29 protein-coding genes and 1 riboswitch are annotated in these 24,230 nt (G+C 68.7%); of the genes, 16 read left to right on the top strand and 13 right to left on the bottom strand.

Going from position 1 to position 24,230, the window contains the following annotated elements:
- Nucleotides 1-15 precede the first annotated feature (15 nt).
- Together Q0907_RS03290 and Q0907_RS03285 are read left to right on the top strand one after the other, a co-directional pair.
- Nucleotides 16-1,566, top strand: a complete 1,551-nt coding sequence (locus tag Q0907_RS03290; protein ID WP_299341458.1) for a trypsin-like peptidase domain-containing protein — start codon at nucleotides 16-18, stop codon at nucleotides 1,564-1,566.
- Nucleotides 1,567-1,689: 123 nt separating this feature from the next.
- Nucleotides 1,690-2,229, top strand: a complete 540-nt coding sequence (locus Q0907_RS03285; RefSeq protein WP_299341456.1) for a metal-dependent hydrolase — start codon at nucleotides 1,690-1,692, stop codon at nucleotides 2,227-2,229.
- An 85-nt stretch (nucleotides 2,230-2,314) separates the two neighbouring features.
- Here the strand turns inward: Q0907_RS03285 and Q0907_RS03280 are convergent, their stop codons facing one another.
- Nucleotides 2,315-2,725: a hypothetical protein gene (locus tag Q0907_RS03280; RefSeq protein ID WP_299341454.1), complete on the bottom strand. Its 411-nt coding sequence runs from the start codon at nucleotides 2,723-2,725 to the stop codon at nucleotides 2,315-2,317.
- A gap of 18 nt (nucleotides 2,726-2,743) precedes the next feature.
- Complete coding sequence (locus tag Q0907_RS03275; protein ID WP_299341451.1) at nucleotides 2,744-3,997, bottom strand: multidrug effflux MFS transporter; 1,254 nt, start codon at nucleotides 3,995-3,997, stop codon at nucleotides 2,744-2,746.
- A gap of 200 nt (nucleotides 3,998-4,197) precedes the next feature.
- A riboswitch (glycine riboswitch) is annotated at nucleotides 4,198-4,319 on the top strand.
- A 41-nt stretch (nucleotides 4,320-4,360) separates the two neighbouring features.
- Between Q0907_RS03275 and gcvP the strand changes: the two genes are divergently transcribed.
- Complete coding sequence (gene gcvP / locus Q0907_RS03270) at nucleotides 4,361-7,264, top strand: aminomethyl-transferring glycine dehydrogenase (protein ID WP_299341448.1); 2,904 nt, start codon at nucleotides 4,361-4,363, stop codon at nucleotides 7,262-7,264.
- Nucleotides 7,265-7,376: 112 nt separating this feature from the next.
- Here the strand turns inward: gcvP and Q0907_RS03265 are convergent, their stop codons facing one another.
- Entirely contained in the window at nucleotides 7,377-8,282 is a 906-nt protein-coding gene (locus Q0907_RS03265) for a LysR family transcriptional regulator (RefSeq protein WP_299341445.1), read from the bottom strand.
- A 126-nt stretch (nucleotides 8,283-8,408) separates the two neighbouring features.
- On the opposite strand from Q0907_RS03265, the gene Q0907_RS03260 reads away from it, so the two are divergent.
- Nucleotides 8,409-9,173 (top strand): SDR family oxidoreductase, encoded by a 765-nt coding sequence (locus Q0907_RS03260; protein ID WP_299341443.1) that lies wholly within the window; start codon nucleotides 8,409-8,411, stop codon nucleotides 9,171-9,173.
- Nucleotides 9,174-9,461: 288 nt separating this feature from the next.
- Here the strand turns inward: Q0907_RS03260 and Q0907_RS03255 are convergent, their stop codons facing one another.
- Nucleotides 9,462-9,890 (bottom strand): VOC family protein, encoded by a 429-nt coding sequence (locus tag Q0907_RS03255; RefSeq protein WP_299341441.1) that lies wholly within the window; start codon nucleotides 9,888-9,890, stop codon nucleotides 9,462-9,464.
- A gap of 172 nt (nucleotides 9,891-10,062) precedes the next feature.
- On the opposite strand from Q0907_RS03255, the gene Q0907_RS03250 reads away from it, so the two are divergent.
- From Q0907_RS03250 to Q0907_RS03210, 9 genes are all read left to right on the top strand, one after another.
- Nucleotides 10,063-12,156 carry a catalase gene (locus tag Q0907_RS03250; RefSeq protein ID WP_299341438.1) on the top strand — a complete coding sequence of 698 codons (2,094 nt, stop codon included), beginning with the start codon at nucleotides 10,063-10,065 and terminating at the stop codon, nucleotides 12,154-12,156.
- A 31-nt stretch (nucleotides 12,157-12,187) separates the two neighbouring features.
- The gene (locus Q0907_RS03245) at nucleotides 12,188-12,646 is read left to right on the top strand and encodes a hemerythrin domain-containing protein (protein WP_299341436.1); all 459 of its coding nucleotides are present in this window, start codon (nucleotides 12,188-12,190) and stop codon (nucleotides 12,644-12,646) included.
- A 43-nt stretch (nucleotides 12,647-12,689) separates the two neighbouring features.
- Complete coding sequence (locus Q0907_RS03240) at nucleotides 12,690-13,910, top strand: helix-turn-helix domain-containing protein (protein ID WP_299341433.1); 1,221 nt, start codon at nucleotides 12,690-12,692, stop codon at nucleotides 13,908-13,910.
- Nucleotides 13,911-13,941: 31 nt separating this feature from the next.
- Nucleotides 13,942-14,607, top strand: coding sequence for a glutamine cyclotransferase (locus Q0907_RS03235; RefSeq protein WP_299341430.1), 666 nt, complete (start codon nucleotides 13,942-13,944; stop codon nucleotides 14,605-14,607).
- 113 nt (nucleotides 14,608-14,720) lie between these two features.
- The gene (locus Q0907_RS03230) at nucleotides 14,721-15,485 is read left to right on the top strand and encodes a DUF899 domain-containing protein (RefSeq protein ID WP_299341429.1); all 765 of its coding nucleotides are present in this window, start codon (nucleotides 14,721-14,723) and stop codon (nucleotides 15,483-15,485) included.
- A gap of 11 nt (nucleotides 15,486-15,496) precedes the next feature.
- Nucleotides 15,497-16,120: a hypothetical protein gene (locus Q0907_RS03225; RefSeq protein WP_299341427.1), complete on the top strand. Its 624-nt coding sequence runs from the start codon at nucleotides 15,497-15,499 to the stop codon at nucleotides 16,118-16,120.
- Nucleotides 16,121-16,226: 106 nt separating this feature from the next.
- Entirely contained in the window at nucleotides 16,227-16,664 is a 438-nt protein-coding gene (locus Q0907_RS03220) for a hypothetical protein (RefSeq protein WP_299341425.1), read from the top strand.
- A 13-nt stretch (nucleotides 16,665-16,677) separates the two neighbouring features.
- Nucleotides 16,678-17,118, top strand: a complete 441-nt coding sequence (locus Q0907_RS03215) for a 3-dehydroquinate dehydratase (RefSeq protein WP_299341423.1) — start codon at nucleotides 16,678-16,680, stop codon at nucleotides 17,116-17,118.
- On the top strand, nucleotides 17,099-17,329 hold the full coding sequence (locus Q0907_RS03210) for a hypothetical protein (protein WP_296280856.1): 231 nt from the start codon (nucleotides 17,099-17,101) through the stop codon (nucleotides 17,327-17,329). Before Q0907_RS03215 ends, Q0907_RS03210 begins: the two co-directional genes overlap by 20 nt.
- A 485-nt stretch (nucleotides 17,330-17,814) precedes the next feature.
- Here Q0907_RS03210 and Q0907_RS03205 read toward each other — a convergent pair whose 3' ends face one another.
- Nucleotides 17,815-18,120, bottom strand: coding sequence for a hypothetical protein (locus tag Q0907_RS03205; protein WP_299341422.1), 306 nt, complete (start codon nucleotides 18,118-18,120; stop codon nucleotides 17,815-17,817).
- A 160-nt stretch (nucleotides 18,121-18,280) separates the two neighbouring features.
- Entirely contained in the window at nucleotides 18,281-18,772 is a 492-nt protein-coding gene (locus tag Q0907_RS03200; protein ID WP_299341421.1) for a pyridoxamine 5'-phosphate oxidase family protein, read from the bottom strand.
- 209 nt (nucleotides 18,773-18,981) lie between these two features.
- On the opposite strand from Q0907_RS03200, the gene Q0907_RS03195 reads away from it, so the two are divergent.
- On the top strand, nucleotides 18,982-19,341 hold the full coding sequence (locus Q0907_RS03195; protein ID WP_299341419.1) for a glycine zipper 2TM domain-containing protein: 360 nt from the start codon (nucleotides 18,982-18,984) through the stop codon (nucleotides 19,339-19,341).
- Nucleotides 19,342-19,597: 256 nt separating this feature from the next.
- Nucleotides 19,598-19,780, top strand: a complete 183-nt coding sequence (locus tag Q0907_RS03190; RefSeq protein ID WP_299341418.1) for a hypothetical protein — start codon at nucleotides 19,598-19,600, stop codon at nucleotides 19,778-19,780.
- A gap of 18 nt (nucleotides 19,781-19,798) precedes the next feature.
- On the opposite strand, the gene Q0907_RS03185 is transcribed toward Q0907_RS03190, so the two are convergent.
- From Q0907_RS03185 to Q0907_RS03155, 7 genes are all read right to left on the bottom strand, one after another.
- A complete protein-coding gene (locus Q0907_RS03185) occupies nucleotides 19,799-20,134 on the bottom strand; it encodes a thioredoxin family protein (protein ID WP_299341416.1) in 336 nt (111 codons plus the stop codon).
- On the bottom strand, nucleotides 20,131-20,532 hold the full coding sequence (locus Q0907_RS03180) for a host attachment family protein (RefSeq protein WP_299341415.1): 402 nt from the start codon (nucleotides 20,530-20,532) through the stop codon (nucleotides 20,131-20,133). The genes Q0907_RS03185 and Q0907_RS03180 overlap by 4 nt, the downstream gene beginning before the upstream one ends.
- A gap of 83 nt (nucleotides 20,533-20,615) precedes the next feature.
- Complete coding sequence (locus Q0907_RS03175) at nucleotides 20,616-21,374, bottom strand: hypothetical protein (RefSeq protein ID WP_299342607.1); 759 nt, start codon at nucleotides 21,372-21,374, stop codon at nucleotides 20,616-20,618.
- Between the two features lie 511 nt (nucleotides 21,375-21,885).
- Nucleotides 21,886-23,025 carry a sensor histidine kinase gene (locus Q0907_RS03170; protein ID WP_299341413.1) on the bottom strand — a complete coding sequence of 380 codons (1,140 nt, stop codon included), beginning with the start codon at nucleotides 23,023-23,025 and terminating at the stop codon, nucleotides 21,886-21,888.
- Nucleotides 23,026-23,114: 89 nt separating this feature from the next.
- Nucleotides 23,115-23,399: a hypothetical protein gene (locus tag Q0907_RS03165; protein WP_299341412.1), complete on the bottom strand. Its 285-nt coding sequence runs from the start codon at nucleotides 23,397-23,399 to the stop codon at nucleotides 23,115-23,117.
- Nucleotides 23,400-23,430: 31 nt separating this feature from the next.
- Entirely contained in the window at nucleotides 23,431-23,625 is a 195-nt protein-coding gene (locus Q0907_RS03160) for a hypothetical protein (RefSeq protein WP_299341410.1), read from the bottom strand.
- 9 nt (nucleotides 23,626-23,634) lie between these two features.
- Complete coding sequence (locus Q0907_RS03155) at nucleotides 23,635-23,820, bottom strand: hypothetical protein (RefSeq protein WP_299341407.1); 186 nt, start codon at nucleotides 23,818-23,820, stop codon at nucleotides 23,635-23,637.
- A 174-nt stretch (nucleotides 23,821-23,994) separates the two neighbouring features.
- On the opposite strand from Q0907_RS03155, the gene Q0907_RS03150 reads away from it, so the two are divergent.
- Nucleotides 23,995-24,222 carry a hypothetical protein gene (locus Q0907_RS03150; protein WP_299341405.1) on the top strand — a complete coding sequence of 76 codons (228 nt, stop codon included), beginning with the start codon at nucleotides 23,995-23,997 and terminating at the stop codon, nucleotides 24,220-24,222.
- The last annotated feature ends 8 nt before the right edge of the window (nucleotides 24,223-24,230 follow it).

Raw genomic sequence — 24,230 nt, 5'->3', positions numbered from 1 at the left:
AAGGATGACCGACGCATGAAATCCGCCCCGACGCTCGGCCTGCTGGCCGGCCTGTTGCTGGCCTCGCCCCTCACCGCCTTCGCAGGCATCGACCAGGTCGCCGGCGAAGCCAGCCGTACGCCAGTGCAGGCCACGCCGGCGTGGAAGTGGGCGCAGTTCCCCGCCCGCAGTGCGACATCGCTGGACTACCGGGAAATGCGCCTTGAGCGCCTCGTCGAGCTGGAGCGCAAGAACAGCCGTGCGCAGGTGAAGGCCACGCAGATCGGCATCGGACGCGACCTGTCGACCGAGGGCATCGCGCGCACGACGCCCGCACTGCGCTGGATTCCCCTGAAGAATGGGGGTGCGGTCGCACGCCTGCAGGTCGCATCACCGGATGCGCTGGGTCTTCGCGTCGGCCTGCAGGTCGGCGGGCTGCATCCGCACGCCGAGCTGAGGTTCGCAGGCTCGGACGAGCCGGGACGCGTCATCGCCAAGGTCACCGCGGCCGAAGCGCAGTCGCTCGCGGATGGGAATGGCCTGTACTGGACGCCCGCCACCGATGGCCAGACGCAGATCATCGAGATCTACCGTCCCGCGCACGTCAAGGCGACGCAGGCCCGATTGCAGGCCCCGCAGGTCTCGCACCTGGTCACCAACAGTCGCAACGACTTCAAGATCATCGAGAAGGTGGGCGAATCGGGCACCTGCAACATCAACGCCGTCTGTCGCGTCGATCAGCTGGGTCCCGCGTACGTGCAGGCCAAGAACGCGGTGGCGCACATGGTGTTCGTCGAGGCCGGCAAGAGCTACATCTGTACCGGCACGCTGCTCAATGACACGACGGCGTCCACCCAGGTCCCCTATTTCTATTCGGCCGCGCACTGCATTTCGGACCAGACCGTCGCCAACACCTTGAACACGTACTGGGGTTACGAGAACACGGGCTGCACCACCGCCAATGGCGTCAAGCAGAATCCCCTGACGGGCGGCGCGGACATGTTGTTCGTCGACAGCGCGAGCGACGCCCTGCTGCTTCGCCTCAAGAATGCGGCACCCGCAAGCGCGACATTCGCCGGCTGGGATGCCAGCCCGGTCGCGTTGAACGCGGACGTGGTCGCCATCCACCACCCCGCCGGCGATGCCAAGAAGGTCTCGCTCGGCAAGTCGATGACGGGCAGTCCCTATCCGGAACGGTTTGCCGCCGGCTGGCTGGAAGGCACCACGGAGGGGGGCAGCAGCGGCTCGGGTATCTTCACCCGCTACAGCGACAACTCGTATCGACTTCGCGGTGGTCTGTACGGCGGCTGGGCGACGTGCGCGAACACGGGCAACCTCAACAACTCGCAGAACCGCGACTTCTACTCCCGCCTCGACCTGATCTTCCCGCAGATCAAGCAGTGGATCGCGGCCGATCCCGTGCGCGAGAACAGTTCGCAGCCGTTGGTGCGTTCGTCGACGGCCATCGCGCAGGGCCAGGGCGCCCGCGTCGCGCCCGTCACGCAGCCGCTGACGCCGCCCGCACCGACGACGCCCGCGCGCCAGCGACCCGCGCCCGCTTTCAGGCCGATCCGGCAGGAACGCTGACCCCGCCCGTGACATCAAGAAAAGGCCGGCCATCGCCGGCCTTTTCTTTTCGCACACCTGGACTTCATCACCGGCTCACCCAGCCGCACGAGGCTGCCGTCCATCGCTTCCACGTCGTGCGCCATGCCCACCATCTTCACCCACGCCCTGCTTCCGCTGGCCGCCGGCGCCGCCCTGGGCACCGCGCGCCTGCCGCCCCACCTGATCGCCGCCGGCATGCTGGCGGCCGTGCTGCCCGATGCCGACGTGGTCGCGTTCAAGCTCGGCATCAATTACGCGCACGCCCTCGGCCACCGCGGCGCCAGCCATTCCCTCATGTTCGCGTCGCTGTGCGGCATGATCGCTGCGTGCGGTACGCGGTGGTTCGGGGCGCCTGCACGCGCGACGTTCCTGTTCATCGCCCTGTCTGCCGCCTCGCATCCGTTGCTGGACATGTTCACGGACGGCGGCCTCGGCGTAGCACTGTTCTGGCCGTGGTCGGATGCGCGTCATTTCGCGCCGTGGCGGATGATCGAAGTGTCGCCGTTCGCCAACCGGTTCTTCAGCGCGCGCGGCATCGAAGTCTTGCTGTCGGAACTGCGCTGGGTGTGGTTGCCGGCGCTGATCGTGGCAGGATGGCTGGCGTGGTTGCGTCGCCGGATGTCGTCTGTGGGAGCGACGTAAGTCGCGATCGCACGGTTCGGGCCATCGCGGACTTCGACGCCGGCCAGTCGCGACTCACGTCGCTCCTACAGGGGACACAGGCGACTCAATTCACGTCCGGCGCCGCGTCCGGCTTGCCGGCCTTCATCTGCTCGGCGAGCTGTGCTTCGAACTGCTCCAGCGTCAGCCCCTGCGCGGCCGCCTCGATCACGGCGGTGTCGCGCAGTTCGTCCGAGTACACCAGCCGCACCGCATTGCCCTGCGCCTCGTGCAGCGCGGCGGCCTGCTTGATCATGGCCAGCACTTCGGCCGCGCTGTCGGAACTGCCGGCGATGCGGCCGTCGAGCCCCAGCACCCATACGCCGGCCTGGCGCACCACGCCGGCCAGCAGCTCGCCCTCGGGATTGCGCAGTTCCGCATGCGGCTCGATGGCCGGTGCATTCGCGCGTGCCTGGTTGTGCGCCTTGGTCGCCTTGCGCTTCTTCGCCTCGCGGCGGGCCTTGGACTGGATGGACATGGAAGTTCTCGCAGGACGTCAGAGTTGATCGGTGGGTTCCAGCGCAGCCGGGTTGCGCGGACACGCGAGTCGGCGGCGGTGGGCATGGGCTTCCCATTGCCACATCAGCCAGCCCAGCAGCACGAAGCCGGCCATCCCGAGCGCCAGGTGCAGGCCATGATGGCTCAACAGCGGTGACAGCACGCCGGCGATGACCGCATTGACGATCAGGTTGCTGAAGGCTTGCAGCGAAGAGGCCGCACCGCGCTGGCGCGGATACATGTCGAGGATCGCCAGCGTCAGGATCGGGAATACGAGCGCCACGCCCAGCGCCGCCAGCATCATCGGCAGTACCGCCCACGGCACGCGGATGTCCGCGCCCGCCCAGGCGTTGTAGCCCACGTTCGCCACCATCGCCAGGGCCATGCAGGCATAGCCGATCTTCACCAGTCGCGTGCCTTCGATGCGCCCGGCGGCACGACCCGACAGGAACGCACCCAGCACCATGCCGCCGATGGTAGGCAGGAACAGCCACGCGAACTGCTGTTCGTCCAGGTGCAGCAGGTCCATCACGAACGCAGGCGCCGAGGCGATGTACAGGAACAGCCCCCCGAAGCTCAGCGAACCCGCCGCGGCCAGCCGCAGGAAGCGCGGATTGCGCGCGATGCCCACGTAGTCGCGCAGCAGGATGCGCGGGGACACCTTGAGGCGGGCCTGCGGCGGATGCGTCTCCGGCAGCCACCCCACCACGGCCACGATCAGCAGCAGGGAGAAGCCGGCCAGAAACCAGAAGATCATCGGCCAGGCGCTCCAGCCGAGGATCCAGCCCCCCACGATCGGCGCGATCGCCGGTGCGATGCCGAAGATCATCGACACCTGGCTCATCAGGCGTTGCGCATCGTCGCCATCGCGCGCATCGCGGATGACCGCACGGCCGACGATGAAGCCGACGCCGGCCGACAGGCCCTGCACGGCCCGGAACAGCAGCAGCGTGCCCATGTCGGTGGCCAGCGCGCAGCCCACCGACGCCAGCAGGAACACGCACAGCCCGCCCAGGATCACGCGCCGGCGACCGAACGTGTCCGACAGCGGGCCGTGCACCAGGCTCATCAGCGCATAGGTCAGCAGGTAGACACTGATGGTCTGCTGCATCGCCACCTTGTCCGCGCCCAGGTGCGCGCCCATCGCCGGGAATGCGGGGAAGATGGTGTCGATGGAAAACGGGCCGAACATCGCCAGCCCGCCCAGCAGCAGGGCCAGGCGGCGGTTGGAGATGGCGTGGGGGGCACTCATTGCGGGGGAACTCCGGACAGTCACGGCACGGCTGCATGAACAGGCCGCGCCGGGCTGCACATGGTAAGCCCAAACCGCCGGTGGCCCGCCCCGACGGGCTATAATCCGCCGGCAAGACCAGGTGGGAGAAGCCCGTCGCCCGCGACGTGCTGCCGAAGGCGCAAACGCCCGTAATCGCTCAGGCCCGATACCACCACTGCGACAGACACTCTGGAGAGACCGGCCGCCCATGCGGCAGCGCCGGCGCCGAAGGGGCACGAAGCACGCGACCTCCTCGTCGGCGCGCTTCCAAACTCTCAGGCAAAAGGACAGAGGGGCACCCCACGTGCGGCTTCCGCACGCTGGCCCTATTCGCCCTTCCGGATGCCTGCCATGTCGAACACCCCCTCCCTGCGCGAGCTGGAACACCACGGCGCGTTCCTCGAACGCCACATCGGCCCCAACGACGCCGAGATCGCGCACATGCTTCGCGTGGTCGGCCACGATTCGCTGGACGCAATGACCGACGCCATCGTGCCGGGCAGCATCAAATCGGCGCAGCCGCTGGCGCTGCCGGCGCCGATCAACGAGGAGGAAGCGCTGGCCAAGATCCGCGCCGTCGCCGACCGCAACCAGGTCTTCCGCAGCTTCATCGGCCAGGGCTACTACGGTACCCATACGCCGAAGGTCATCCTGCGCAACATCCTCGAGAACCCGGCCTGGTACACCGCCTACACGCCTTACCAGGCGGAGATCTCGCAGGGCCGCATGGAAGCGCTGATCAATTTCCAGACCATGGTCACCGACCTGACCGGCATGGAAATCGCCAGCGCCTCGCTGCTGGACGAGGCGACCGCCGCCGCCGAGGCGATGACGCTGGCCAAGCGCTCGGCCAAGTCGAAGTCGAACACCTTCCTGGTCGCAGGCGACACCCATCCGCAGACGCTGGAAGTGCTGGCCACGCGCGCCGAACCACTGGGCATCACCGTCGACGTGGTGCGCTCCACCGACGCCTTCCACGAGAAGCTCGCCGCCGGCGACTACTTCGGCGTGCTCGTGCAGTACCCCGCCTCCAGCGGCTGGGTCGAGGAGTGGTCGAAGGACGCCCACGCCATCCATGCGCACAACGCGCTGTTCGTCGTCGCCACAGACCTGCTGGCATTGACCCTGCTCAAGCCGCCGGGCGAGATGGGCGCCGACATCGTGATCGGCAACTCGCAGCGCTTCGGCGTGCCGTTCGGCTTCGGTGGCCCGCACGCCGCGTTCATGGCCTGCCGCGACGCCTACAAGCGCAGCATGCCGGGCCGCCTGATCGGCGTGTCGGTCGATGCCGAAGGCAAGCCGGCTTATCGCCTCACCCTGCAGACGCGCGAGCAGCACATCCGCCGCGAGAAGGCCACGTCCAACATCTGCACCGCGCAGGTGCTGCTGGCCGTGATGGCCAGCATGTACGCCGTCTACCATGGCCCGGAAGGCCTGGCGCGCATCGCCGGCCGCGTCGCCCGCCTCACCGCCATCCTCGCCGAGGGCCTGCGCACGCTGGGCTATCCCGCCGTGCATGCCAGCGCGTTCGACACGCTGTGCATCGAACCGGGCGATGCCCGCGACGCGATCCTGGCGCGTGCCAAGGCCGCGCGCCTGAATCTGCGCGTGCGCGGCAACGGTTCGCTGTGCATCTCGCTGGACGAAACCACCACCCGCGCCGACATCGACGCGCTGTGGGGCGTGTTCGCCGCTGAAGGCGCCACGCTGCCGTCGGTCGATGCGCTGGATGCCAGCGCACCGTCGCTGATCCCCGCCGCCCTGCGCCGCACCAGCGACTTCCTGACCCACCCGGTGTTCAACACCCACCACAGCGAACACGAACTGCTGCGCTACATGCGCGCGCTGTCGGACAAGGACCTGGCGCTGGACCGCACCATGATCCCGCTGGGCAGCTGCACCATGAAGCTCAACGCCACCGCCGAGATGATCCCGGTGACGTGGCCGGAGTTCGGCAATATCCATCCGCTGGCACCGGCCGAACAGGCCGCCGGCTACACCCAGCTGATCGACGAGCTGGAAGCCATGCTGGTCGAATGCACGGGTTACGACGCCGTCAGCCTGCAGCCGAATTCCGGTGCGCAGGGCGAGTACGCCGGCCTGCTTGCCATCCGCGCCTACCACCGCGCGCGCGGCGAAGCGCATCGCGACATCTGCCTGATCCCCGAATCCGCGCACGGCACCAACCCGGCCAGCGCGCAGATGTGCGGCATGACCGTGGTGGTCACCAAGTGCGATGCCAACGGCAACGTCGACGTGGAGGACATCCGCCGCGCCGCCGAGAAGTACAGCGACCGCCTGGCCGCGATCATGATCACCTACCCGTCCACGCACGGCGTGTTCGAGGAAGACGTGGTCGCCATCTGCGACATCGTCCACCAGCACGGCGGCCAGGTATACACCGACGGCGCCAACATGAATGCCCTCGTCGGCGTGGCCAAGCCCGGCAAGTGGGGCTCGGACGTGTCGCACCTCAACCTGCACAAGACGTTCTGCATTCCGCACGGCGGCGGCGGCCCCGGCGTGGGTCCCTGCGCGGTGAAGGCGCACCTCGCGCCGTACCTGCCGAAGAAGCTCGGCGGCGAAGGCGACGTCGGCATGGTCAGCGCGGCCAGCTTCGGCAGCGCCAGCATCCTGCCGATCAGCTGGATGTACATCACGCTGATGGGCGCGGCCGGGCTGCGCAAGGCCACGCAGGTGGCGCTGCTCAACGCCAACTACGTCGCCAAGCGGCTGGAAGCGCACTACGAGACGCTCTACACGGGCCGCAACGGTCTGGTCGCGCACGAGTGCATCCTCGACCTGCGCCCGCTCAAGGACGCCACCGGCATCAGCGCCGAGGACGTCGCCAAGCGCCTGATCGACTTCGGCTTCCACGCGCCCACGCTGAGCTTCCCGGTCGCCGGCACGCTGATGGTCGAGCCGACCGAAAGCGAATCGCAGCACGAGCTGGACCGCTTCATCGACGCGATGATCGAGATCCGCGAGGAGATCCGCGCGATCGAGGACGGCCGCCTGGACCGCGAGGACAACCCGCTCAAGAACGCGCCGCACACCGCCACGATGGTGATGGCCAGCGAATGGACCCACGCCTATCCGCGCGAACTGGCCGCGTTCCCGCTGGCCACGCTCAAGCAGCAGAAGTACTGGCCGCCGGTCGCGCGCGTGGACAACGTCTACGGCGACAAGAACGTCATGTGCGCCTGCATCCCGGTGGATGCGTACAAGGAAGACGTCGAAGCCTGAGTCGCCCGGCGCGTCCACGGCAGAAGGCCCCGCACTGCGGGGCCTTCTTTTTTCCGGCCATGGATATTTGCTGTGGGAGCGACGTCGGTCCCACAAGAACAGCGGACACGCATCAGTCCGTCTGCAGGTGCGGCCGCACCGTCTCCGTCAGCCACGCCATGAAGGCCTGCACGCGCTGCGGCAGGTGGCGGCGATGCGCATACAGCAGCGTCACCGGCATCGGCTCCGCGGCGTATTGCGGCAGCACCTCCACCAGCAGCCCCTGTTCCACCAGCGTGCGCAGGCCCGCAACCGGCGCCTGGATCAGGCCCAGGCCGGCGATGCACGCCGCTTCGTACGCATCGGAACTGTTGACCGTCAGCGCGCCTTCCATCGGCACGCTGGCGTAGCGCGTGCCGTCCCAGTATTCCCATCCATCGGGCTTGCCACCGAACTGGCTGGCGTAGTGGATCAGCCGATGCGTGTGCAGATCGTCCGGCGACTGCGGCACGCCATGGCGTTGCAGGTACGCCGGGCTGGCGCAGGTCACCACGCGCAACCGGCCCAGCGGCCGCGCGACCAGGCTGGTATCGGCCAGCGTGCCCACGCGCAGCACGCAGTCGAAGCCTTCGCGCACGACATCGACGCGACGATCGGTACAGCTCAGTTCCAGCGCGAGCTGCGGATGCTCGTGCAGGAACGCCGGCAGGTGCGGCAGCACGAAGTGCCGTGCGAAGCGCGCCGGCATGTCCACGCGCAACCGGCCACGCAGTGCCTGCGGCGAACGCGCGAACAGGTGCTGCACCTCGTCCATGTCGGCCAGCAGGTCCTGGCAGCGCTCGTAGAAGGCCTGCCCGTCCTGGGTGAGCTGCACGCGCCGCGTGGTCCGGTGCAGCAGCTGCGTGCCCAGCCAGGCTTCCAGCTGCTGCACGGCGGTGGAGACGCTGGCCTTGGGCAGGCCCAGGCTGTCGGCGGCACGGGTGAAGCTGGCCATCTCGGCGACCCGGACGAAGGCCTGCATGGCATCGAGGCGGTTCATGGCGGCTCCGGCGATTGTTCGCTCTTGGCGAACGGTCCAATCAGTCTAAGCCGATTTATCCGCCCAATCCCGCCCAATACAGTGCCTCCACGGTGAATCCACCGCCTTCCCCACTGGAGACCTGCCATGACCCCCACCACCTCCCCCCTCACCCTCATCACCGGCGGCAGCCGCGGCCTGGGCCGCAACATGGCGCTGGCCGTCGCCCGCCAGGGCCACGACGTGCTGATCACCTACCGCAGCCAGCAGGCGGAAGCCGAGGCCGTCGTCGCCGAGATCGAAGCCCTCGGCCAACGTGCCGCGGCGCTGCCGCTGGACGTCGGCCAGAGCGACACCTTCGACGCCTTCGCCGATGCCGTGCGCGCCCGCCTCACCCCCTGGGGCCGCGAACGTATCGACCACCTGGTCAACAACGCCGGCATGGGCGTGCACGCGGGCTTCGCCGAGACCACGCGCGCGCAGTTCGATGCGCTGGTCGACGTGCACTTCAAGGGACCGTTCTTCCTGACCCAGGCGCTGCTGCCGCTGCTCGCCGATGGCGGGCGCATCATCAACATCTCGTCCGGCCTGGCGCGCTTCGCCCTGCCCGGCTACGCGGCGTATGCGGCGATGAAGGGTGCGATGGAAGTGCTGACGCGCTACCAGGCCAAGGAACTCGGAGCGCGCGGTATCGCGGTGAACATCGTCGCGCCGGGCGCCATCGAAACCGACTTCGGCGGCGGCGCCGTGCGCGACAACGCGCAGCTCAACGCCTTCATCGCCTCGCAGACGGCACTCGGCCGTGTCGGCGTACCCGACGACATCGGTGGCGTGGTCGCCTCGCTGCTGTCGCCGGCCAACCGCTGGGTCAACGCGCAGCGCATCGAGGCGTCGGGTGGGATGTTTCTGTAACCCCGCGTGTGCAAGCGCCGTTCCCCTCTCCCTGCGTCAGCGGGGAGAAGGCATCAGCAAGCCCTAGAACTCCCCCTTCACCATCGAGGCGTCGGGCGGGATGTTTCTGTAAGCAGCGCGAGCGTCCTTCCCCTCTCCCTGCTCCAGCGGGGAGAGGGTGCCGAAGGCGGGTGAGGGGCGAATGGAACCCGCGCGAACGAAACATCCTCATGGTGTTTCCGCGTTCGGCGCTTGCCCCTCATCCGCCCTCCGGGCACCTTCTCCCCGCCACGCGGGGAGAAGGATGTCTCAGAACTCCACCTTCACCGACGCCGCACTGCGCTTCGCTTCGCCGTGGTACACCGCTTCGATGTTGTTGCCATCCGGGTCGAGCACGAACGCGCCGTAGTAGCCGGGATGGTAGTCGCGCAGGCCAGGCGCGCCATTGTCCGTGCCGCCATGCGCCAGCGCGACCTCGTGGAAGCGATCGACCATCGCGCGATCCTGCGCCTGGAACGCGATGTGGTGGCGCCCCGTGAGCTTGCCGTCCGCCGCTTCGCTGCCGGCGGTGGAGACGAACAGCTCATCGGCCCAGAAGTAGCTCGCGTCCTCGCCGCCCATCGGAACGCCGAGCACGTCGAACACGGCGCGGTAGAAGGTCTTGCTGGCCTCCAGGTCGCGTACGACCAGCTGGATGTGGTCGATCAGGCGGCCGCGATGCAGTTCGTTGGTTTCCATTGCGTCAACTCCCGTGGACAGGGCGGCAGTGATGCCACCGGATGCGGACAGCCAGTGTCCGCGACCGTGCGTGTGCACGTCGTCAACCGCTCCTAACGCGGTCTGCACGCGGCCACGACGATGATGCGACGGGCCACCCCGAGTGGCCCCCACGTCGTCCAGGAGACCCCCGATGGCTGCGCGCAAATCCCCCGCAAAATCTTCCCCCCGCCCCTCGGCCGACAACGCGGCGCGCGGCGAAGGCGGCGAACTCCACTTCAGCGCGGGCGGCAAGCATCCGCCGCTGACCACCAACCAGGGCATCCCGGTCAGCGACAACCAGAACTCGCTGCGCGCGCACGACCGCGGCCCCACGCTGCTGGAAGACTTCATCCTGCGCGAGAAGATCACCCACTTCGACCACGAGCGCATCCCCGAGCGCATCGTGCATGCGCGTGGCACCGGCGCGCACGGCTACTTCGAACTGACTAAGTCGCTGAAGAAGGTCACCACCGCGCGCGTGCTCACCGAAACCGGCGTGCGCACTCCCGTCTTCTGCCGCTTCTCCACGGTGGCCGGCGGCGCGGGCTCGGTCGACACGCCGCGCGACGTGCGCGGGTTCGCGGTGAAGTTCTACACGCAGGAGGGCAACTGGGACCTGGTGGGCAACAACATCCCGGTGTTCTTCATCCAGGACGCGATGAAGTTCCCGGACCTGGTGCATTCGGTGAAGATGGAACCCGACCGCGGCTACCCGCAGGCCGGCAGCGCGCACGACACGTTCTGGGATTTCATCTCGCTGACACCGGAAGCCTTCCACATGATCATGTGGGCGATGAGCGACCGCACGATTCCGCGTTCGCTGCGGATGATCGAAGGCTTCGGCGTGCACAGCTTCCGTCTGCTGGATGCCAAGGGCAACAGCACCTTCGTCAAGTTCCACTGGCGGCCCAAGCTGGGCATCCAGTCGACCGTCTGGGACGAGGCGGTGAAGCTGCAGGCCGCCGACAACGACTTCCACCGCCGCGACCTGTTCGAGGCCATCCAGAAGGGCGACTTCCCGGAGTGGGAGCTGGCCGTGCAGCTGTTCACCGAAGAACAGGCGGATGCCTTCCCGTTCGATCATCTCGATCCCACCAAGCTGATTCCCGAAGAGCTGGTGCCGCTGACCGTGATCGGCCGGATGGTGCTGGACCGCTGGCCCGACAACTTCTTTGCCGAGACCGAGCAGGTCGCCTACTGTCCGGCCAACATCGTGCCCGGCATCGACTTCAGCAACGATCCGCTGCTGCAGGGCCGTCTGTTCTCGTACCTCGACACGCAACTCTCGCGCTTGGGCGGACCCAACTTCCACCAGATCCCGGTGAATGCGCCGAAGTGTCCCTTCGCCAACCTGCAGCGCGACGGCCACATGCAGATGCAGATGCCGAAGGGACGGGTGAACTACGAACCCAGCAGCCTGCAGCCGGATACACCGCGCGAAACGCCGACCGGGTTCCGCAGCCATGCCAGCGTCGCCGACGGCCGCAAGGGACGCGTGCGGCCGGAGAGCTTCGCCGACCACTACAGTCAGGCGCGGCTGTTCTTCCGCAGCCAGACCGCGCCGGAGCAGGCGCACATGGCAGGCGCGCTGGTGTTCGAACTTTCGAAAGTGGAAACCCCGCACGTGCGCGAGGCCATCGTCGGGCACCTGCGCCATGTCGATGCGGACCTGGCCAAGCGCGTCGCCGACGGCCTGGGCCTGGACGCGCTGCCGCCCGCACCGCCGACCCCCGTGAAGCCACAGGACATGCCGCCGTCGCCCGCGCTGCAGATCATCGGCAAGATGAAGCCGACCCTGCAGGGCCGCTGCGTGGGGATCCTGGTGGACGATGGCTCGGATGCGGCGGCGATCGCCGCACTGCGCAAGGCGGCGGAAGCCGACGGCGCGCAGGTCAAGATCGTCGCGCCGAAGATCGGCGGTGCGACACTCGGCAACGGCAAGCGACTGCCGGCCGACGGGCAACTCGCAGGCACGCCGTCGATGGTGTTCGATGCCGTGGCCGTGGTGCTGTCGGACGCCGCAGGCAAGGCCATGGCGACCGAGGCCGCCGCGGTCGATTGGGTCCGTGATGCGTTCGGCCACCTGAAGGCGATCGCGCACGACGACGGCGCGTCGGCCGTCATCCAGGTTGCCGGCATCGGCAAGGACGCCGGCGTGGTGAAGGCGTCGGACACGGCCGCCTTCATCAAGGCCGCTCGCACCCGCCAGTTCGCGCGCGAACCCAAGGTGCGTACCCTGCCCTGATCTTCCCCAGCCCTCCGCCAGGTCATCACCCATGCCAGAAACGATCTACGACGCCCTGCACGAAAGCCATGAAACCCAGCGCTCGCTGTGCCGCCGCCTGTTGCGCTCCAAGCCGGGCACGCGCGAGCGGCTGGACCTGTTCACCGCGCTGCGCATCGAACTGGCGGCGCACGCGGCGGCGGAAGAGCGATTCCTCTACGTTCCGATCCTCATGGACGACCGCGGCCTGAATTCCTCGCGGCACGCGCTGCACGAACACCACGAGATCGACGAACTGGTCGAGGACCTCCAGTCCCTGGACCCGCGCCACGCGGCTTGGTTGAAGAAAGCGCGCGAGCTGTCGGAGAAGGTGCATCACCACCTGCGCGAAGAGGAGAAGAAGTTCTTCCAGGTCTCCGGCAAGATCCTGACGGCAACGAAGAAGACGCAGCTGGCACGCCAGTACCGTCGCGACCGTGCGCGCATGCACAAGGAACTGGAAGCGGAGTAACCCGGCCCGCGACGGCGACCGCACCACGCGGTAGGCTGCGGGCATGGACTCGCTGATCGCCGCCGCCGGCCGCGCCCTGACCGCCGGCGATGTGCTGGGCGCGCTCAAGCACGTGGGCTGGCGCGACGATCCGGCGGCACTGGCCTTGCGCGGCGTCGCCATGGCGCAGCTGGGCGACTATGCACGTGCGCGCGACCTGCTGCGGCGCGCCACGCGCGGCTTCGGTCCGCGCGAGCCGCTGGCCCGCGCCCGCTGCATGGTGGCCGAAGCGGAGGTGGCGCTGGCCCTGCGCGATTTCGCCGCCGCGCCACAGCGGCTGGAAAACGCCGCGCAGGCGCTCGCCGCGCGCGGGGACCGCGCCAACGCCCTGCATGCACGACTGATCGCACTGCGCCGGCACCTGCTGCTGGGCCGGCTGGACGCGGCACGCACCACGCTGGACGCGCTCGATCTCGAGGGCGCACCCGCTGCGCACCATGCCCTGGCTGCGCTCGCCGCCGCCGAGATCGCCCTGCGCTCGCTGCGCACGCGCGAGGCGCGGCTGGCGCTGCAGCGCGCAGAAGCGGCCGCAGGGCATGCGGGCATTCCCGCACTGGCCGCCGAGATCGCACAGCTCCGGGCGAGCCTGCAGCGCCCCGCCGCGCGCATCCTGCACGCCGGCCACGAACAGCCCGTGACACTGGACGAGGTCGAAGCCCTGCTTGCCTCCGGCACGCTGGTGGTCGATGCCCTGCGCCACACGGTACGCGATGCCCACGGCGCGGCATCGCTCGCGCGGCGGCCGGTACTGTTCGCGCTGTTGCATGTGCTTGCCGCCGCGTGGCCGGGCGATGTCGACCGCAACATCCTGATCGCGCGCGTGTTCCGCACGCGTCATCCCGACGAAACGCACCGCGCGCGCCTGCGGGTGGAGATCGGACGCCTGCGTCGCCTGCTCGCGCCGTTCGCCGACCTCGCCGCCACCGCGCAGGGCTTCCAGGTGTCGCCGCATGGCGCGCGCAACGTCGTGGTGCTGGCGCCTCCTGTCGATGGCGAACAGGGGGCGCTGCACGGGCTGCTGGCCGACGGCACGGCCTGGTCCACCTCGGCGCTGGCCCTGGCCACCGGCGACAGCCAGCGTTCGGTGCAGCGCGCGCTCGCCGACATGGAAGCCGCGGGCCAGGTGCGCGCGATCGGTCGTGCGCGCGCACGGCGCTGGGTGGCGCAGCCGCTGGCCGGATTCACGACGATCTTGTTACTCCCCGCCTCGCCGTCGTCTGCGTAGATTGGCCCCGTCGCCCACCCAGGAGCCCGCCATGAACGACACACCGCGCCACGCAGTCCACGTCAGTCCTGCTGAAATCGCCCGCGAATACGGTCCCTTCGAAACGAGCGAGGGCGTGGCGGGCGTCACCTACGACGGCCACCATGTCTGGGCCGCCACCGGCGAGCGGCTGATCGCCATCGATCCGGCCGGCGGCGGGGTCGCACGCAGCCTGCCGCGTGCGGCCGATGCCGGCACCGCGTTCGACGGCACCCACCTGTACCAACTCGCCGAAGCGCGCATCGACAAGATCGATCCCGCCACCGGTGCGGTGCTGGCCTCGATTCCTGCCCCGGGCCAGGGCGGCGACTCCGGCATGGCCTGGGCCGACGGCAGCCTGTGGGTGGGCCAGTACCGCGAACGCCGCATCGTGCAGATCGACCCGGCCACCGGCGAAGTGCTGCGCACGCTCGAATCCGACCGTTTCGTCACCGGCATCAGCTGGGTCGACGGCGAGCTGTGGCATGGCACCTGGGAAGGCGACGACAGCGACCTGCGCCGCGTCGATCCCGCTGATGGACGCGTGCTCGAACGTCTGGAACTGCCGGCCGGCGTCCATGTCAGCGGACTGGAATCCGACGGCGGCGACCTGTTCTATTGCGGCGGCGGTCGCAGCGGCCTGGTGCGCGCCGTGAAGCGGCCCGCGCGCACCACCTGATCGCGCGCCGCACCCGCCCCCGCGCCCTTTTGTCCTTCATCCCCCGATGCCCCGCGGCATCGGCGCGGGCAGCGCATGCCCGCGCGTCCCTTCCCACCTCGATGGAGTCTTCCATGGACATGCCCGCACACCCTGCACACCCCGTCGCCACCCGCGATGCATGGCGCATCGCCCGCCTCGCCCTGCTCGCGCGCGAGAAGGAACTCACGCGCCTGCAAGACGAGGTCGCGCGAGAACGCCGCGCACTGCCCTGGGTCCGTGTGGAGACGCCCTATGTGTTCGACACACCGCAAGGCACGCGCACGCTGGCCGAGCTGTTCGAGGGGCGCCGCCAGCTGATGGTGCAGCACTTCATGTTCGCGCCGGGCTGGGAACAGGGTTGCAAGAGCTGCTCCTTCATGGCCGACCACCACGCCGGTGCGCTCACGCACCTCGCCCAGCGCGACCTCACCCTGGTCGCGGTCTCGCGCGCACCGCTGGCCGATATCGACGCCTTCCGCCGGCGCATGGGGTGGACATTCCCGTGGGTATCCTCGCATCGCACCTCGTTCAACCACGACTTCGGCGTGAACTTCAGCCAGGAGGACATGTCGCGCGGCGCCGTGGACTACAACTACAAGCGGCAGCCCTTCCCGCACGAGGAAGCCCCCGGCATCAGCGTGTTCGTGCGCGACGACGAAGGCCACGTCTTCCATGCCTACTCGCGCTACGGGCGCGGTGTGGAAGCGATGATGCACACCTACGCCCTGCTCGACCTGGCGCCGTTCGGCCGCGGTGAAGAGGGCGATGCCTACCCGATGGCCTGGGTGCGCCACCACGACCGCTACGACACCACGACCGCCACCGCGTCCGGCGGATGCTGTGCCGCGAAACCCTGAGTCGACGCGCCATGCCGTTGCCCGATGCCTGGTGGCCCTGGCTCAGCATCGCCGGTCTGGGCGTGGTGCATGGCCTGAGTCCGGCGAATGGCTGGCTGTTCGTCGCGGCCATCGCCGCCGATTCCGGCGATGCGCACGACGTGCGGCGCGCCCTGCTGCCCATCGCCATCGGGCACGCACTGTCGGTGGGGCTGGTCGTGGTGGTGGTGATGCAGGGCATCAGGCTGCCGCAGCAGCACCTGCTCGCCTTGGCGGGGAGCGGCCTGCTGGTCTTCGCGGCATGGAGACACGTCGTGCGCCCGCGCGCTGCCGCTCGCCATGCCGCCCCTCGATCGCACGCGGGACTCGCCGCCTGGTCCTGCCTCATGGGCACCGCGCACGGCAGCGGCCTGATGCTGGTGCCGGCGCTGATGCCACTGTGCATGACGGACGGGCCTGCGCGCGCCATCAGCGCCACCGGGTCGGTTGCGTTGATGCTGACGGCCGTGGCCGTGCATCTGCTGGCGATGCTCGTGGCAACGCAGGTCGTCGCCGCTGGCCTCTGTCGCGGCCTTCGTTGCCGCGCGCGCTCGACGGACGCTGCCCGCACGCTGCTGCTCGGCCTGACGGGCGTGATGCTGATCGCGCAGCCCTGAAACGCTACGCGTTCTTTACGCGCCTGTCTCCGGAACGCATGGCGACGTTACGCACCACGGGCCTATCGTGACCACACCGCACACGCCGTGCGTCACGAACCGCTCCATGTCCATCCTGATCCTGCGCGGCCCGCATGCCGCACTCCCCGACGTTCCCGTCCTCGGCCGCCCGCTGTGTGAACGTGCGAACGCCGTCGGCCAGTCATTGCGCTGTCGCGCCTTCGCCAGTGTCCGCCAGTTGGTTAGCGGCCTGCGACGCGCGCGCCGCGAGCGAACCGACCTGCTGCTGCTCGACGTCGGCGACCTGGCGATGCACGACGCAGCCCAGAGCCGTGCCGTGCGCGACGCACTCGACGGCCTGCCTGCACCCTATATCGAAGTGCACGACGACGCCTCGCGCGTGCTGGAACCTCGCGTACAGCCCCAGCATGCACCGCTGGTGACCGTGATCCTGCGCAACGATCTCCCGCGTGCCTACGCGATGGCGCTGGACATCGCACTGCGTCGCCTGCATCCCGCCCCTGCGGAGACCCTCCATGCCTGAGCCGGAGCCCCTCATGTCCATCCTCGTCATCCGCGGTCCCGAACGCCACGACGCCCTCACGTCAGCCCCGCCGCCGTTGCCACCGTCGGTGCTCGGCGCGCTGGTGCAGCGCGCCGGCTGCGCTGGGCAGACGCTCGCCGTCCGCAGTTGCAGCTCCACCACCGAGGTCCTCACCGCCTTGCGTCTGGCCAACGAGTGGGGCGTACGCGCCACGCTGCTCGACCCCGGCGCGCTCACCGACTATCCGCTGTTGCAGCGCGCGGTGCAGGGTCTGGCCCATCCGTACGTGGAGGTCCACGACACGCTCGATGAAGGCGCCCTGCCCGCCGCCACCGGCCGCCGCCTCGCGGTCGTCGATGGCTACGGTGCGCGCAGTTACGCCTTGGCGCTGGAAATCGCGCTCGAGCAACTGGGCTGCACGGAATGCGAGTGCGATGTGCACGTCGGCACCTGACGCAGACGCTCGCGCATCCGTTCGCCGCTATTTCGCCGACTATGAGGTGTACGAAGGCGGACACTGCATCGCCTGGGGCCAGGTGGCGGCGCAGGTAGACGGCGGGGTGGCATCGGCCGACGCCATCGTGGCGACATTGCGCGAGGACGCTGCGCGCCAGCACGACGCGACGCCTGGCGCTATCCGGCTGCGTTGCGTGTGCCGGCTGTGATCGCGCACGCTGGACAGCGAATGTTCACTTGCTCATGTGACGCGTCGCCCAGTTTCCGGTGTAGTACACGCGCGTATTGACGCGGTCTTTGCGACCACGGCGCGACACTGCACACGTGGTCGATGCCGCAGCAGCGGCCTGCCGGATCCAGGTGAAACAGCCACGGCGACCACAAGGGTACCGTTGTGCGAAGCCCTAGCTTCGCCCAGCTTGGCTGCAAGTGCGTCCCCGTCGAAGGATCGCTGGCGCGGTACCCTCTTCCCGAACGGATTCCCCACTCGCCCACGCCGTCCCCTTCTCCCCGCGAGGCGGGGAGAAGGTGGCCGAAGGCCGGATGAGGGGCGAGAGCGGTACGTCAGGCATCGTGGCCACCACCGCCGCCATCACGCCCACGGTGCACATCGGCACGAGCGCGGGCGCACTCCCTTCGCACTGGCGTCTGGCGCGCATCAAGCGCCGACGGCCCAGGTCAGGCGACACGCGCCTCATACGTTCGGCGGCAACGGGGTACGCACGCGCGGCACGACATCGACCGGCAGCGCCAGCGACTGCAGCTGGCAGAACGTCGCGTCGTAGGCCGCTACCTCCTCCTGGCACTGGCACAACGCGCGGAAAGGATTGCGTGCGGACAAGGCCTGGGCGGACGCGCGCAGGCGGTCGCCGTCGGGATGGGTCTGCACCAGCGCGGCAACCCACACGGTGAGGGCTTCCAACTGGCCGGTGGTGCGGGCGTCGCTGGCGTCCAGGCGGTCCAGCAGGGTGTGCAGATGATGCTGCGAATACGACAACATGGGGCAGGTATCCTCGGGTGATTACCGTCGCCTGGCCCCTGTTCCAGCGTATCGGTCTCCCTACGTCACGCACGCCCTACCTGCATCCGGCCACGCGGAAACGGCCGGAGTCATGTGCCGTTCGGGGACACATGACGTCCGGCCTATGCGCGGTGTCGTATCAGCCGCGCAGATCGACGTCGGCGACCTTGTCCTGGTAATCCTCCTTGGGATCGACGCCGAACAGCAGCTTCACGCCCGCAAGCAGGCTGTGCTCGTTGAGCCAGATTTCCGCATGCTCGGCATCGAAACGCAGCAGCGCCAGTTTCGGATCATCCTTGCCGTCCTCGTACCACGCGGCGATGAAGGGATTCCACAAGCGCTCGATTACCGCGCGGTCATCGTCGCGCACCAGCGAGCCCTGCAGGCTGGCGAACAGGTCATGCCCCATCGACGCAAACGCGGCCACGGCGCGCTGCGGTGATGCGGTGCGCTGCGCCAGCAGGTTGTCGGTGGAGGTGAAGATCCACAACGGACCCCGACCCTCGTGCTCCAGCAGCGCCGTCATCGGACGCGTGTGGCCATCTTCGGCCCCATCCAGGCCGATCATCATCGTGCGATCGGACTTGATCGCTTTCCACAATTTCTTCTCGAGTTCTTCGGGGGTATGCATCGCATGGCGTCCTGGTCGGTGAAGCCCCGACGCTAGGCGCCGGACCGTGGTGCCGGCGTCAACGCAGGCACCGGCCGTCAGCGCGGCGTCATGTTTGTCGTGCAGGCGTCACGGATGGCTCGCTGGTGCATGAACGGCACTGCGCGATTTCACTCGCCGTTCGCGACGCCCCGCGCAGCCTCACCCTGCAACCCCACAGGAGACCCGCCATGACCACCTCCCGTTACCTGCTCTCGCTCGGCCTGCTGTCGGTGATGTCCGCCGCCGCCGCGCAGACCTATGGTCCGCAGGATGAAGGCCGCCGCTTCAGCGACGGCAGCAAGGTCGAATGCCGCAACGTCGAAGTGCAGAAGAACACCCGCGATCCGAACCGCGTCGCCGGTACGGCCATCGGCGCCGTCGTCGGCGGCCTGCTCGGCAACCAGATCGGCAGCGGCAACGGCAAGAAGGTCGCCACGGTCGGCGGTGCCGTCGCCGGCGGCGCGATCGGCCGCAAAGTGCAGGGCAACAGCCAGGAGACGAAGGGCGACCGCATCGTCGAACGTCGTTGTGAGCGCGTCTATCGCTGACGGCGGTGCGCAACGCCTGAGGTGCCCGCCGGGCGCCTGCGGAGACGAGGCCGCAGGCGCCTTTTTTTGTTCGGCATTTCCGCCACCGCTCGGGCGCCGGGCTGACTAGCCGCGGAGTCCGCGCGCACGCTCGAGCGCGTTGCGTGTTGCGCGTTGTGCCGCGCCTCCCATGCGATCTGACCGAACATCACTACCTCACCCTGCCATCACCGCCGATGGCATGGAATCGACGTCCCTCCACCGCGCGAGTGATCCCATGACGCCCGGCACGCGTTCCAACCCGCACAGCGATGGCGAGAAGGCGAACACGCCCGACAAGCAGCGCAACGATGACGCGACGTGGAAAGACCACGATCAGCCCGACATCCCGCACGAGGAAAAGGCACCCCGCGATCCCGGACGCGATTACCCGGACGCGCGCGATACGGTGCCGCGCTGATCCCTGGCTGCTCTTTCGTCAGTGATCGGGCGGTGATGCGACCGCGAGTGCATCATGCAGGGCGTTCGCCGTGACCGGCCGCACGGCGCGTGCGCGCTCCTGACCCTGTTCCAGCAGCACGAGCGTGGGCCACAGGCGCACACCGAATGCGCGCCCGAGCGGACGACCCTTGCCGTCTTCCACCTTGAGATGGGTCAGGCCCGGCATGCGCGCGATCACGTCGCGGATCGCGGCCTGCGCGCCCTGGCAGTGTCCGCACCAGGGCGCACCGAACTCCAGCAGCACCCTGCCCGGCATCGCCTCCACCGCGCTGCGCGTCGGCTCGGTGGGCAGGTAGTCCGCGCGGTAGGTCATGCCGCGGCGAGCGCCTGTTCGATGGCATCCAGCCGCGTGTTGGTCAGGTCCTTGCCGATCTCCGCCACGATGCGCTGCGTGGTTTCCTTGTGCAGCAACGGCCGCATGCGGCCGAGGGTGACCGGATCGGCGACGAGCACCAGGTGGGCGTACTGCTGCCGCAGCGCGCCGGAGTTCAGCCCTTTCGCGAGTTGCTTGGCGAACGTGGCTTCGTCGATCTGCCGGCTGGACGACTCGCCCGGCATGCTGCCGGCGGGGCCGTCATCGTCCAGGTTCATCAATTCGAGCAGGTCGTACTGGTGCAGCGACACCGTGCCGTTCTCACCGCGGTTGCGGAACAGGCGCGCGCCCTCGCCGTCGGCCACGACAACCAGGGCGTCGGTGGGTAATGCCTTCATGGGATGACTCTCCTTGTGCAAATACAGGTCAGGCAGGCGCCGCGCCTCCGCAAGGAAGACGCGGCGCGATGCGGGTCGATGAATCAGTGCGGCCGCTGGCGGTCGAGCGTGAACGCGTCGGCGACGGCGTGCTTGGCGCGCTCCCACGTCAGGCGCGAGCCGGTGCGCGCGCGGTCCCAACCGCGTTCCAGATCGCTGGCCAGGCTGTCGTCCCACTCGCGGTCGGCGTACTGCGCGCGGGCATAGGTGCCGTAGCGATAGGCCGAGCGGTAGTCATCGAAGTCGTCGCCGTCCTGGCGATACGGCGCGCTGTCGAAACGCTGCGCGAACTGCTCATCGCTGCGCGCGTAGGCATTGTAGGTGCGGTCCGCACGCTCCCAGGCATCCTGCAGCGCCGGGCGCGCCTGCTCCCACTCCAGACGCGATTCGCCGCGACGCTCTTCCCAGCCGGACTGCAGGCGGCGCTCGGTGTCTTCCCACGACTGCTCGGGGTACTCGCCGCGGGCCACCGCGCCGGCGTGGTAGACGCCCGCGTAATCGCGCTGGAAGTCGTGTTCGTCCGAATAGTACGGACGCGTGCGCGAGGTCTCGCGCCAGTACTCGACTTCGCCGGTGGGATCCAGGCGCTCGGCGACGCCCTTGCCCGCGGCCGCGCCGATGACGGTGCCGGCGGCGGCGCCGATCAGCGTACCGATCGGTCCGAACACGGTGCCAGCCACGGCACCGGCGGCCATGCCACCGGCCACGCCGCCCACGCCCACGCCGACCGGGTGTGCGCCGGGTGCGCCGGAAAGGGGATCACGGTTTGCATCACGTTCTGAGGTATCGCGCGTCATCGTCATGTCCTTGCTGAAATAAGTGAGGGGAAAGACCGACGCAAGCAGCGTTGCGTGCGGCGTGCAGTCGATCTTCCCCATCGCGCGTGACCATCGTGTGCACTGGCTTCAGGTTGGTGCATACAGGGCGGCAACATCTGGCGATGCGCGGGCTATGTGCGTGCGCTACGAGTGCGATGTGTGCGCGCGGATTGAGTGGGCGTGCGCTGACGGGACAGCGCCCCTCATCCGCCTTCGGCACCTTCTCCCCGTTGTCACGGGGAGAAGGAGAGCGGAGATTCGTGTGGATCGAAGGTTGAGTGGGCGTGCGCTGACGGGACAGCGCCCCTCATCCGCCTGCGGCACCATCTCCCCGTTGTCACGGGGAGAAGGAGAGCGGAGATTCGTGTGGATCGAAGGTTGAGTGGGCGCGCACTGACGGGACAACGCCCCTCATCCGCCTGCGGCACCTTCTCCCCGTTGTCACGGGGAGAAGGGAGCGGAGATTCTCATGTTGGTTCGACTGCTGCGCCCGGACTCACGCGGCGACGGGGGCGTCTTCCTTTTCGCGCGGCAGGCGGATGACGAAGATCGTGCGTCCGTCTTCCACGCGGGCGGTGACGTCGCCGCCGTGCGCGGAGGCGATCTCGCGCACGATGAACAGACCCAGGCCCAGGCTGGTGTGTTCACCGTGGTGGGCCTGGCGGGAGCCGCGGCGCAACGGATCGAACAACGCATTCAGGGCGTCGGTGGACAGTGCATCGCCCGCGTTGCTGACGGCGATGCAGGCACTGTCCTCGTCGCCGTCGATGGTGACGCGGATGTCGCCGCCCGCCTCGCCGTACTTTGCCGCGTTGGTGACCAGGTTGTGCACGGCCTCGCGCAGGCGGGCGTCGTCGAAGTGGCCGGACGCATCGTCGCATTCGACATGCAGGGTGAGGGTGACGCCGTGCAGCGTCGTACGCAGCAGATCGACTTCGTCGCTGACGGCCGCCGCCAGGTCGCAGGGCGCACGATGCAGCGTCATGCCGGCGCCCAGCGTGCTCTTGCTGTAGTCGAGCAGGCCGTCGACCAGGCGGCTCAGTTGCACGCCCCCGTTGAGGATGCGTTCGGCCTGGCGTGCGTGCGGCGTGCCGCGGGTGCTGTCCAGCAGGAATTCCGCCGTGCCCACTACCGCAGTGAGCGGACCCCGCAGATCGTGGCCCAGTGCACCGAGGAAGACGTTGCGCCACGACTCCACCGTGCGCGAGAACTCCACCAGCGACTCGGCCACGGCCTGGTCGATGGCCTCGTTGAAGCGGACCATGTCGTCGATGGAGGTGGCCAGCAGGGCTTCATCGGCCGCCCACCGCCGCAGCACCGAGGCGCGCAAAGCGCGGTACTCGGCGATCATCTGGTTGACGCCGAACCCATCGTCCGCACGGCTGCGTCCGTGGCGGGTCGCGGCGGATTCGGGACCGGCCGGCGACGGCGCCCGCCCCTGCGACTTGGCGTGCTGCTGCTCCGAACTCTGTTCCGTCCGCAGGTCGGCCACGATCTCGCGCAGGATCAACGGAATGTCGTTGCGCAGCCGCTTGTGGTTCAGCTTCGCACCTTCAGGGGCCTGCGTGACGGCGAACTCGACGGCATCGTCGAGGATCTGCTGCGTGTTTCCCTCTATGAAATCGGCAAGTCGCATGAACACTCCGTGGGATTCCTTGTTCGTTGTGGGCTGACGGTCGTCTACGTGATTCCCCTGTCCTGGTGCGGTGTTGCGGTGGTGCGCGGTCAGTCGGCGATGCTGCGCGGCTCGCGCGGATCGTCGATGTGGACCGGATCATCCGGGGGTTGATCCGGGCCGACCGGGGTGTCGTCGGGATCGCCGGGGTCGCGCGGCATCGGCGGCCTGCCCGGATCCTCCGGCCGATACGGATCGCTCGGCGTGCCCGGCGGACTGGGCCTGCCGGGCTCGGACGGCGCGCCGGGCGGCGTGGGCTGGCCGGGCGGTGTCGGCTTGCCCGGTTCGGTGGGCGTCGGTGTGCCGTGCGCGGCGATGTCGATGCGAGGTGTCATGGCGATGCTCCTGCGCGCCGACACGGCGCGCTCACTTGTCTGCGGTGGATGCCTGCAATGCTGCCGCGATGGCCGCGTCGCCGGAGACCAGATCGGCCCAGCGCACTTCCACGCCGTTGCGGCGTCCTTTTTCCACCAGCTTCAGGCCGGCGGGGTCGATGGTCAGCGTGTAGGCCTGCTCGCCCAGGGTCAGCTCGCGGCGAAGCGGTTTGTCGAGTGGGGTCATGGTGTGTCCTCAGATCTGCGGGGGATGTCGGCGGGGTTGCCCGTCCTTCGCGCCGGGTTCGGCGGCGGGATCGTTGCGTTCGTCGTTGGTGCGCTTGCCCGGCGATTCACCGGGCACGACGTCGCCATCGGGGCGACGCTGTTCCTCGAGCGGATTGGGCGACACGCGTGTGGTGTCCCGGGTCTTGCGATCCATGGCGGGTTCCTCGCTTGCGAGCAACCAGCCTGCGGGGGAATACGTTGACGGATCGTGAGCGTGGCGCGTGCGTTTTCAGCCTGCGGTCACGATGCATGAACAAAGCGACTGCGCGCTGAACACGCATGCACGCCGAGCACAGAATGTTGACGCGACACGCCCCACATTCATTTCATGCTCTGCCAAGAACGCATCGACGCGCGTCTGAACGACGCCGAATTCCTGGTCCGCTCCGGCGCCGACATCGGCGACCCGCATGCCTTCCTGCGTGGTTTGTGGACGCAGGTCTACGATGCAGCGCCCATGCATCTGCGCTCGGCGGTCCTGCGCCGGCTGCATGCGCTGTCGCGCCTGCTGGGCGTGCCGTACGTGCACGGCGACAACGATCCCACCCCCGCCTGATCGCGCAC

It is taken from the genome of uncultured Pseudoxanthomonas sp., from assembly GCF_947498795.1.
Classification (GTDB): Bacteria; Pseudomonadota; Gammaproteobacteria; order Xanthomonadales; family Xanthomonadaceae; genus Pseudoxanthomonas_A.
This window is presented reverse-complemented; position numbering and strand designations above follow the sequence as displayed.